This is a genomic window from Bacillus sp. XF8 (assembly GCF_017498755.1).
GTDB classification, from domain to species: Bacteria; Bacillota; Bacilli; order Bacillales; family Bacillaceae_G; genus Bacillus_A; species Bacillus_A bingmayongensis.
In genome coordinates this window covers 1-10,304 of the sequence record NZ_JAGDQK010000070.1, presented here as the reverse complement: position 1 = coordinate 10,304, position 10,304 = coordinate 1, and the positions used below count along the sequence as shown (strand labels likewise).

The window sequence follows — 10,304 nt, the reverse complement described above, 5'->3', positions numbered from 1 at the left end:
TCAATAACAGGTGCTGTACCTGTTAAGAAAGGAACATGAACATAAGCCGTTTTCCCGTTATATTCGAATTGTAACCACCCATTTTGTACTTGGTTCGTTGTTTCAATCATATCGTCTTTCTTAAGCGTACCAAGAATTTCTGAGTTTGTGTTCGCTTCAGCACGTACGTTTAATACGTTTGCTGTTACGTAATAGATGCTTTTTGTAAATTCAGAGCTTACGAATACGTCTTTATCATTTAATTTGATTTGTGACCATCCGTTTTCTGTATTTGTAACATCTAATTTATGACCATTTAATAATTTGCCTACAACTTGTGATTCAGTAGTTGGGTTCTCGCGTACATTTAATACGTCTGTTGTTACAACAGTTTCTGCTTGTGCAGAAGTAGTGAAAATCCCAAGACCAAAAACTGCTGCTGTTGCTATACCAATTAATTTTTTCATGATAGCCTCCATTGCGTTTGTTTTCGTGTCCTCATTATAGCAACAGTTTTTTTGGGAATTTGGGAAAACACACAATTACAAACCATTCGTAATAAATCATTAACACGCTGTAATATAGAAAGGAATTATAGAAAGCGTTTTTCAATCCGTGTTTTTAGAAGGTTTATGTCATATATCTATTTTTTTATTACAACAGATGTTTTTCGGTAAAGATAAAAGTGTTACAGTGGTATTACAAACAGTTTACTAAGGTGTTACATTCCTTGAGAATTTTACCTAATTATGCCTAAAATAGTTATATAAACATAAATATTTTGTTTGTGCATTTATAAATGCGTACGATATCCTGACAAAACAACCGCATAATTGTTACAAAAAGAAAGAGTGGCAATCGATATATTTGCCCTGTTTTACAACTGTAACGCACCATTTTTTGGGAAAACACACTCCCATCCGCATCTATCTCGCACGATTTGGCGGTATCATCTTCATTTTATAATCCGAACGGTTATATGGAGGGTGAACTGTCCATAAGAATTCTAATTAGTGAAGGTTGATTTTAGAGAGCTTGAAGAAAATCACCGCAAAAAACATTTCACTTTATCTGATTTAACATATCGGAATTAGGGTCATTTTACGAAAAAGAAACCTACAAAAGGGGGATTTTATGAGGAAACTGACAAAAACATTTATTGTCTCATTAACATTATGTATCGCATTTACAATTTGGGGGATTATTCCCGAATCTATAATTGGAAAAGGTAGCTTAGGAAATGTGACCACTGCAATTCAAACTGCATTAGTTAGTAAATTTGGGTGGTTCTATATCATTTCGGTTTCTGTTTTCTTAGGTTTAACTATCTTTTTAATCTTTTCAAAGTACGGTTCTATTCGTTTAGGTAAAGATGATGATGAACCTGATTATAGTTATATGACATGGTTTGCCATGCTATTTAGTGCTGGTATGGGAATCGGTTTGGTTTTCTGGGGAGTTGCGGAACCTTTAAATCATCTATATACACCACCGTATGGAGAAAGTGCAACAGAGGAGAGTGCACGTCTCGCACTTCGTTTTTCATTCTTCCACTGGGGATTACATCCGTGGGGATTATATGCGCTTGTGGCACTTTGTATCGCCTATTTTACATTCCGAAAAGGGAAGCCAAGTACAATTAGTGCGGCAGTTGGTTCATTATTTAAGAACGGAGAACATAGTCGTATTGCACATACGTTTGATGTGTTAGCTGTATTTGCGACAGTATTCGGTGTTGCAACTTCATTAGGGCTTGGGGCAAAACAAATTGCAGGCGGCGTTAGCTACTTAACATCTATTCCGAACTCATTAACAACACAGTTAGTTATTATTGGGGTCGTCACGGTTCTATATATGTTATCTGCACAAACAGGACTAGATAAAGGGATTAAGTATTTAAGTAATACAAATATTATTTTAGCCTTTGCACTCATGATAATTTTATTATTTGCAGGTCCAACAAACTTTATTATGAACTACTTCACTTCGACAATTGGTTCATACATTCAAGAGTTACCGAGTATGAGTTTCCGTTTAAGCCCATTAGATGAGGGTGGAAACCAGTGGATTCAATCATGGACAATTTTCTATTGGGCATGGTGGATTGCATGGTCACCATTTGTTGGTACATTCATTGCCCGTGTGTCACGCGGACGTACAATTCGTGAGTTTATTATTGGTGTGTTGCTCGTGCCAACAATCATTGGTGCACTTTGGTTCTCAGTATTTGGAGGAACAGGCATTCACATGGAGTTGTTTGATGGAGCAAATATTCAAGCACAAATTAAAGAGATGGGCACAGAGATAGGATTATTTGCTGTGTTAGATCATATGGGTAGCATAGGTCCAGCTTTATCTGTTCTTGCGATTCTACTGATTGCAACATTCTTTATTACATCAGCAGATTCTGCGACATTTGTTCTTGGTATGTTAACGACACATGGTAGTTTAAACCCACCAAATCGTATTAAAATGGTCTGGGGTCTTGTTCAAGCAGCGTTAGCAGCAATATTATTATATGTAGGCGGATTAGAGGCACTACAAACAGCTTCAATTATCGCAGCATTCCCGTTTGTATTTGTTATTTTCTTTATGGCAGCTTCCTTATTTAAAGAATTACAAAAAGAAGTTCAGCATCACCATCATCATAAATAATAATATAGAAGGAAAGAGCTGAATTAGAATCAGCTCTTTTTTGTAGATGGACGAGTTTCTAGTGGTTGTCAGTTGTCGCAAGGTGTCGAATCGCCGATATATTGTCAAAAGTAATCCAAATTTTTGTCAAAAATATGTCGGAAATGTGTTGTCACTTTTATCTAAATGTGCTATATTATTTCTTGTAAGCGATTTCAAATAGTTTTTAAGCGTATTCAAGGGGGACAACTAGAATAATGAAACGTTACGAAAGAAAGTGGAAGCATATTTGTTTGAAACGTGTGGCACATCGTAGTGTCCAAGAAAACACGGAACCAAAGACTGAGGTATCTAAAGAACAACAAGAGAAGCAATTGGTTTTACAAAAATAGCAGTCACTTTTTCGTATATAAATGAAAGTAGATCGTTCGTTGGGGGATGGACGTGAAATAGCTTTCGGCTAAGGGGTATTGTCTGATATATAGATTTTACGGTAAAAATAAGCACAGAGCATACGGCGCTCTGTGCTTATTTTTTTAATCAAACGTTTGTTTAATTCTAAACGAGCCGCTTCCGCTTTTATTTTTTAAACCGTACTGTTTTATCCCATCCGATAATTTGTTTTTTACTTTTCGCACGTAAGTATAATATAAGGCTTCGGACGAACAGGTACGTGAAGAGCTGGGCGTATGTGAAATACATGATGATACTGATAAATATGTTGGTTGGTGTGAATGTATTTTCAATGCTTTGTGCACTAAAGAGCTGCGAGGTGTACGTAATATAGGCGACGTACCACATAAATAGCAGCGGGATTGTATAGTTAATTTGAAAGAGGCCGAGTAGGCCGATGATAAACCATACATTTGAAATGATTAAGAACAGCCAAAAGACGACGTATACTAATACTTGTTGCAGTGAATGAACGAGTAGTTTTCCTTTAAAGAAGCTGAAGGAGGAAAACATTTTTTCTAAAATGTATAGGTTTCCTTGAAGCCAGCGCGTTCGTTGTTTAATAAGAACTTTTAAATGTTCTGGTTCTTGTTCCCATGTGATGGATTCAGGAACAATAGGCAATAAATAGCCTTTTTGCGTAATTCGTAATGTAAGCTCGGCATCTTCGGCGATCGCATATGGATCGTAACCGCCAAGTTCTTCAAGTGCGGAGCGACGCAGAAGCATATTGGTTCCTGTTAATGAACCGGTTTGGAATAAGAGCCAACGGCCAGATTGCATGAGTAGCTGGAAAATCTGAAACTCAAGGGAAATCATCCTTGTTAGCCAGTTTCGTTTTTCGTTAACAGTACGGACATGGCCAACAGCACCGACAGCATCTTCTGTCGTTTCCGCATATTCAACCAGCATGCGGAGGGCGTGGGGTTCTGGTTGGTTATCAGCGTCATATACACAAAAATATTCTCCATTAGAAATGCTGAGTCCATAGTTTAATACACGTGATTTTCCTTTTGGTTCCCCAGGTGGGACGCGAATATGTCTTATATGAGCATAGGCTTCATCGTATTCATCGCCAATTTCCTCAGTTTCATCTTGTGAATTGTCATTTAATAAATAAATGGTAAGTTTTCCGGGATATTCAATATTTGCCATCGCGGCTAACGTATCCATAATCACAACGCCTTCATTATGGGCAGGAATCAGTATATCTACGCTTGGATAATGTTCTAATGTCCGCTTTTTTAGCTTGCGATTTCGATGAACAAGACCGGCAAGTGTTAGTAAGGAATAGTAGATGAGCAAACCGGAAAATAAGAAAGCTGTAAAAATAAGCACATATTTAATAGAAAAAATTATACTAATCCAAAAAACAAGCAAGCAAAATAGAAGAAATAACAGGAGAAGAATAAGTGTCATCATGTCGTTAACACCTGCTCCCCAAGTTGTTCTTGTTTGATTATGATTTTTGAAAGGGCCTCTTCCGTTAACCACTCTTGCCATGTATGCTCAAGACGCATCATAACAATATTTACCCCAGCTTCATTTGTATTTTGGAGTAAAATGACCAATGTATTGTCATCATATTTTCCAACTAAATCAAAATCACGCCGCACTGTATCGAGTAGGAGGGAGGCGACGCGATCCATGACGCTACGCTTCGTATAGCTGCTAAAAGAGGTGAACGAAAAATAGACGAGCATGCCTGTTTCGCCCCGTCTTTTCATAGCTGCTTCGAGCAATAAACCGCGTCTTTCAAATTCCTGTCTTGTTAATAGCTTTGTTTCGCCAATGTATTGTTCAAGTGTTTGGACTTGTTTTCGTAAGCGGATATTTTCATCCAAGAGTTTTTTTAACATATAGGTCGATATGTAAATAAGAAAGAAATTCGCGATTGCTAGGAAATGGACGATGATATAGGTAAGCTGTGTGGAAGTACTCCATAAATATAACCATGCTTCATAAAATAAATAGAAGACGGAGAGGAGAGTTCCGGCAATAAACAAAGTGAAAGCAAATTTATTTGAAATGAATAGAAATAGTAAGTTGATGAGTACATAAATGATCGTGAAGAAAAAAGCATAGGGAAATGAGCTCATGTGAACTGTGGTGAAATAAAATAAAATTTGTATAATCCATAATAATATGATTTGATTGGGCGTCTGCTTCATCAACTGGCCTCCTAACAAATAGGGTGTTATATGTAATATGTGCTAGAAGGGGAGATATGCATTCATAAAAAAAGCTGATCCGAAAGTTCGGATCAGCTTTTTTTATTATAAGAACATCATACCTGCAACTGCTGCGTTTAAGAAGTTCGCTAATGTACCAGCGATTACTGCTTTAATCCCTAGCTGTGCAATTTGTTTACGGCGAGAAGGAGCAAGAGTTCCTGTTACACCTAATTGAATTGCGATAGAAGAGAAGTTTGCAAATCCGCAAATTGCAAATGTTAAGATCATATTTGTTTTATCAGATAGCTCTGACATGTGTGAACCTAAGTTTGCATAAGCAACGAATTCGTTGATTGCAAGTTTTTGTCCGATAAAGCCAGCTGCTTGTACAGCTTCGTTTGGTGAAACACCGATTAGGATAGCAAATGGAGATAAAATATATCCAAAGATTAAATCAAGGCTAAGTTTAATATCGAACCAAGATCCAATCCATCCTAATAGGCCGTTTAATACAGCGATTAACGCGATGAATGCCATTAACATTGCTGCTACGTTAATAACAAGCTGCATTCCTTCAGAAGCTCCGCGTGCAGCTGCATCGATAACGTTAGCATCTTCACGCTCTGTAGAAAGTTTTACATTGTTATCTGGTGTTTCTGTTTCTGGCATAATTAGTTTTGCAATTAATAAGCTTGATGGTGCTGCCATAATTGCTGCTGCTAATAAGTGCTCTAGCGGAATTCCCATTGCTGCATAACCGACAAGAACTGATCCGGCAACAGCTGTCATACCGCTTACCATAATTGTGAAGAATTCACTGTTTGTTAAACGTGTTAAGTACGGTTTAATTAAAATTGGTGCTTCTGTTTGTCCTAAGAAAACAGTTGTTACTGCATTTAAGCTCTCTGCTTTAGAAGTTCCAAGAAGTTTGCTTAATGCACCACCAACGATACTAACGAACCATTGCATAATACCTAAATAATATAATATTGCTACTAATGAACTAATAAATACAATTGGAAGTAGTGCTTGAATTACAAAAATAAATCCCCAAGGACCATCTTTATCTAATAAGTTACCAGAGACGAATTTAATTCCCTCATAAGAAAAGTTGATTAAGCCTTGAACCCCGTCAGAGGCAACTTTTAAGCCAGCTTTTCCAGCATCCCATCGTAACACGATGAAAGAAAATGTAATTTGTAATGCTAGCGCGATTAAAATTGTGCGCCAATTTACAGCTTTGCGGTTGGATGATAGTAAAAATGCAACTGCTAAAATTCCAATCACGCCGCCAATTCCCCATAAAACATTCATGCAGTGTAACTCTCCTCTCTCATAGTAAAAGAAGTATAATTAACAGATGTCTATACTTCTACGAAAATAACATCTTAAGTAACTTATCATACCGGACATCAGAGGTCAAACGTCTATTGAAAAGTTTAAATAGAAAGAAAATTCGTTAAGAAAACACATATCGATCTTATGGGGACAAAATAGGTTATGTTTTTTAGCGGAAATATATTCATTATTGTAACGTTATGAACTGTTTTTATAGAATATAGTGTATGAAATAAGAGAATCGAAACATATTTAAATCTATAAAAAAGAGCCTTCTAGTAATCTAGAAGACTTTGAAACTATGACTTAAGGTGCTTTTGTATATCCTAAGAAGTGGCTGCTCCAGTAAGAGTTATTCATTGAAACAATTTTAACTCCGTTGTCACCAGCTTGAATAAATGATCCGCCACCAAGGTAGATACCCATGTGAGAAGGACCTGGCTTATAAGTGTTTTGGAAATAGATTAAATCGCCTGGTTGTGGATTTGAAGTTTTTGGTAGACTGCTCCAATATCCTGCTACACTTTGACGGCTAATGTTGTGACCGAATTTGTTAAATACGTGGAAAATGTAACCACTGCAGTCAACGCCATTAGCAGAAGTGCCGCCCCATACATATGGTACGCCTTGCATTGATTTTGCATATGCAAGAATAGATGATGTATCACCGCTGTTGTTGCCAGTATTATTATTGTTATTATTATTGTTATTATTATTGTTATTGCCTTCACCGCCACCAACTGGTGTTTTAGATAGGAAACGAGTTCCTACATAACCAGTACGACCGTTGTAATTAATTTTGCTCCACCCATAATGTTCAGAAATAACTTGTACTTTTTGACCTTGTGGAAGAGCACCGATTACGCTGTAATTTGTACCTTCGCCACTACGTACATTTAATGCAGATGCATTAACGTAGTATTCACCAATAGCTGCTTCTGGTTGTTCAGGTGTCGTTGTGCCACCTTTAACAAATTTAACAAATTCGCTGCTTACATAACCAGTTTTACCATGGTGATTAATTTTGTACCAACCATTTTCTACACCAATTACGTTTAATGTTTGACCATTTAATACGCCACCAAGTACACCGTGGTATGTAGCTGGGCCTGTACGAACACGTAATGATGTTGCATTAACAACATAAGTACCGCCAGTTTGAACAGTTGTGTTGTTATTTCCTTCGTCAACATTGTTACTAGAACCACCTTTTGTTACGTAGTCCTTGCTAAGGTAAGCAGTTTGTCCGGCATAGTTAATTTTGAACCAATCTTGAACTTCGCCAACAACTTGTACAACTTGTCCTTTATGAACAGAGCCTAAAACTGTATGAGAAGTGCTAGGGCCTGTACGAACGCGAAGGGAAGATACATTTACTGTATAGTTTCCGCTTGCTTCTTGAACATTTGATTCGTTATTTGAAGAAACGCCAGATACGAATTGTCCACTAACGTAACCAGTTTTGCCGTTATGGTTAATTTTAACCCATCCGTTTTCTTCTCCAATAACTTGTAATGTTTGACCTTCATATACGCGTCCCATAATAGAACTAGAAGCATTTGGGCTTGTACGAACGCGTAATACGTCAGCAGTTACTTTGTTTTTTCCATCTGTGCTAACATTTGTTGTTGAACCATTTTTTGAGACAAATTGTCCACTAACGTAACCAGTTTTACCATTATGGTTAATTTTAAACCAACCGTTTTCTTCGCTGATTACGTTTAATTTTTGACCCTCATATACGCGAGAGATGATGTCGTGAGAAGTACTAGCTCCTGAGCGAACGTGTAATACGTCAGCAGTAACTGTGTAATTGGAATTGTTTTGTGGTGCAGCTTGAACAGTTTGCGCAGCAGATTTTTGTGTATTTTCAGGTGCAGCTTGAACGCTATCTAATGTCGGGGCTGCTCCTCCTGCTACAGACACTGCCGCAAGACCGGCAAGATATTTTTTCATGTTTTGTCGATTCCTTTCTGTCTGTAATATAGTGATGAAATATTTACCAACTGTTAAAAATTCTAAAAGGCATGTCGATTACTGTCAAGGCTTATGCGGGAATCTGAATATGTCAAAAATATTACGAAAAAAAATCAAGACGCATGCTCCACCTTGATTTTAAATGAAAAAACATATATTCAGAAGTGTTTAAAATAAAAATGTTCGTATTTAAAGTGGCGAGATGTCAGAAGTTGAAAAGCTTTGGACAAATGTTTTTTGTAGTAATTTGGTGATCCTCCCAACTTGACCATTTTGGATGGCGGTGCCATCAAGATGCGTCATCGGGAGCACTTCTACAGTTGTTCCTGTAAAAAAACATTCATCAGCATGATAAACATCACGAATGCTGAATAATTCTTCCTGAACAGGAATATGTAGTTTATTGGCTAAAGAAAGAATATATTGGCGGATAATCCCGTTTAGGATTAGATGATTAGCAGGATGAGTATACAGAGTCCCGTTTTTTACAAGAAAAAAGTTAGAGTGACTTCCTTCTGTAACGATTCCATTACGAACGAGAAGTGCTTCTTTACAACCTTTGCGTTCTGCTTTTGTAGCAGCTAATATGTTTGGTAATAAATTTAGGGACTTAATATCACAGCGGAGCCAACGTACATCGGGCTCTGATATGGCACGTATCCCGTATTCAATCCATAAAGCGGGTCGTTCTTTTTTTGAGATATAAGCATAGATTGTTGGGGGTACATCAAAGGAAAATGCATGTGTACGGTGTTGTACTCCACGAGAAACTTGTAGGTAGATGATACCATCTTCTTGGAATGTATTATTTTCGAGTAATTTATAAAGTAGTGTAATGAGTTCTGCTTTAGAGAAAGGTAGTGTTAATTCTATTTCATCCATTGAACGGTATAACCGAGTTAAATGTGGATCTAATAAGTGGATGGTTCCTTTATAAATACGGATTACTTCATAGACACCATCTCCAAATTGTAAGCCACGTTCTTCTAATTGTATGTACGGCTCTTTTTTATTTGTATCAATAATTTTATCATTCCATAATATAAATCTTTCGTATGCCATTTTACTTCCCATCCTTTCTTAATTGTTTGAATGATGAGTGGTGGTTCTTTTGTGGGTGATAGGTGTAAAGTTATCTCACCTACAGAAACTTCAATTTATTGTATTTTGCATATACAAATTCGCAAATGAGAAATGAGAATCCTGCTTTTTAGAAATAAAAAAAAGCAACATTCATATAGAACGTTGCTTGCAACAATGTTGCATAAGGAGGGTAGCTTGTTTCATAGGGATATTGTCTCGGTATAGCCTAGTAAGGTGACCAGTAAACCGGACGGACTTACTTTACTAAGACAATGGATGTTACTACTCAGTAACATCCATTGTTACACAAATGATTCTGGTATTCCCCATGGGGAATGGACAGAACATTGTTTACAAATTCTATTATAGAGATGTTTCATGAATTTCATGTAAATATTTGGTGAAGATTGTGTAATTTTATCCCGCTATTCGCGGGCAGTAAGAACCTCCATTGTTTAAATGGTGTACATAAAAAAGACGCTGAGATTACTCAGCGTCTTTTTTGTCTTCTTTAATAATTGTTTTTACTTGGCCCGTTTTAATTTTGTTGCTTTCAGAGAAGCGAAGTAAGTCTCCCTCAATGAGTTTATCAGACATGCGCAGTTCATTTTGAGCACGATCGATCATTGCTTGAGCTTCTTCTTTTGGTACCTCTACGACTTCACC

General features: G+C 37.0%; 9 protein-coding genes. 2 read left to right on the top strand and 7 right to left on the bottom strand.

Going from position 1 to position 10,304, the window contains the following annotated elements; translation table 11 throughout:
* Positions 1-458: SH3 domain-containing protein (locus J4P91_RS27620; protein ID WP_243764045.1), on the bottom strand; the 458-nt coding region annotated here is incomplete at its 3' end.
* Positions 459-1,113: 655 nt separating this feature from the next.
* Here J4P91_RS27620 and opuD point away from each other — a divergent pair.
* The gene (gene opuD, locus J4P91_RS27615) at positions 1,114-2,634 is read left to right on the top strand and encodes a glycine betaine transporter OpuD (protein WP_017153482.1); all 1,521 of its coding nucleotides are present in this window, start codon (positions 1,114-1,116) and stop codon (positions 2,632-2,634) included.
* Positions 2,635-2,870: 236 nt separating this feature from the next.
* Entirely contained in the window at positions 2,871-3,005 is a 135-nt protein-coding gene (locus tag J4P91_RS29530; RefSeq protein ID WP_003205060.1) for a hypothetical protein, read from the top strand.
* Between the two features lie 187 nt (positions 3,006-3,192).
* Here J4P91_RS29530 and J4P91_RS27610 read toward each other — a convergent pair whose 3' ends face one another.
* The 6 genes from J4P91_RS27610 to J4P91_RS27585 form a co-directional block, all read right to left on the bottom strand.
* Positions 3,193-4,488 (bottom strand): glycosyltransferase family 2 protein, encoded by a 1,296-nt coding sequence (locus tag J4P91_RS27610; RefSeq protein ID WP_207996636.1) that lies wholly within the window; start codon positions 4,486-4,488, stop codon positions 3,193-3,195.
* Complete coding sequence (locus J4P91_RS27605; protein WP_207996635.1) at positions 4,485-5,237, bottom strand: MreC domain-containing protein; 753 nt, start codon at positions 5,235-5,237, stop codon at positions 4,485-4,487. The genes J4P91_RS27610 and J4P91_RS27605 overlap by 4 nt, the downstream gene beginning before the upstream one ends.
* A gap of 105 nt (positions 5,238-5,342) precedes the next feature.
* Positions 5,343-6,554 (bottom strand): NupC/NupG family nucleoside CNT transporter, encoded by a 1,212-nt coding sequence (locus J4P91_RS27600; RefSeq protein WP_207996634.1) that lies wholly within the window; start codon positions 6,552-6,554, stop codon positions 5,343-5,345.
* A gap of 330 nt (positions 6,555-6,884) precedes the next feature.
* Complete coding sequence (locus tag J4P91_RS27595) at positions 6,885-8,534, bottom strand: C40 family peptidase (RefSeq protein WP_207996633.1); 1,650 nt, start codon at positions 8,532-8,534, stop codon at positions 6,885-6,887.
* Between the two features lie 210 nt (positions 8,535-8,744).
* Positions 8,745-9,629, bottom strand: a complete 885-nt coding sequence (locus J4P91_RS27590; protein ID WP_207996632.1) for a D-amino-acid transaminase — start codon at positions 9,627-9,629, stop codon at positions 8,745-8,747.
* 495 nt (positions 9,630-10,124) lie between these two features.
* A partial coding sequence (locus J4P91_RS27585; RefSeq protein ID WP_207996631.1) for a hypothetical protein occupies positions 10,125-10,304 on the bottom strand: 180 nt, incomplete at its 5' end.

What these genes read in the sequence shown, in the direction of transcription:
- opuD (WP_017153482.1), top strand. Translation starts at nt 1,114, where the DNA reads ATGAGGAAACTGACAAAAACATTTATTGTCTCATTAACATTATGTATC.
- J4P91_RS29530 (WP_003205060.1), top strand. Translation starts at nt 2,871, where the DNA reads ATGAAACGTTACGAAAGAAAGTGGAAGCATATTTGTTTGAAACGTGTG.
- J4P91_RS27610 (WP_207996636.1), bottom strand. Translation starts at nt 4,488, where the DNA reads ATGATGACACTTATTCTTCTCCTGTTATTTCTTCTATTTTGCTTGCTT.
- J4P91_RS27605 (WP_207996635.1), bottom strand. Translation starts at nt 5,237, where the DNA reads ATGAAGCAGACGCCCAATCAAATCATATTATTATGGATTATACAAATT.
- J4P91_RS27600 (WP_207996634.1), bottom strand. Translation starts at nt 6,554, where the DNA reads ATGAATGTTTTATGGGGAATTGGCGGCGTGATTGGAATTTTAGCAGTT.
- J4P91_RS27595 (WP_207996633.1), bottom strand. Translation starts at nt 8,534, where the DNA reads ATGAAAAAATATCTTGCCGGTCTTGCGGCAGTGTCTGTAGCAGGAGGA.
- J4P91_RS27590 (WP_207996632.1), bottom strand. Translation starts at nt 9,629, where the DNA reads ATGGGAAGTAAAATGGCATACGAAAGATTTATATTATGGAATGATAAA.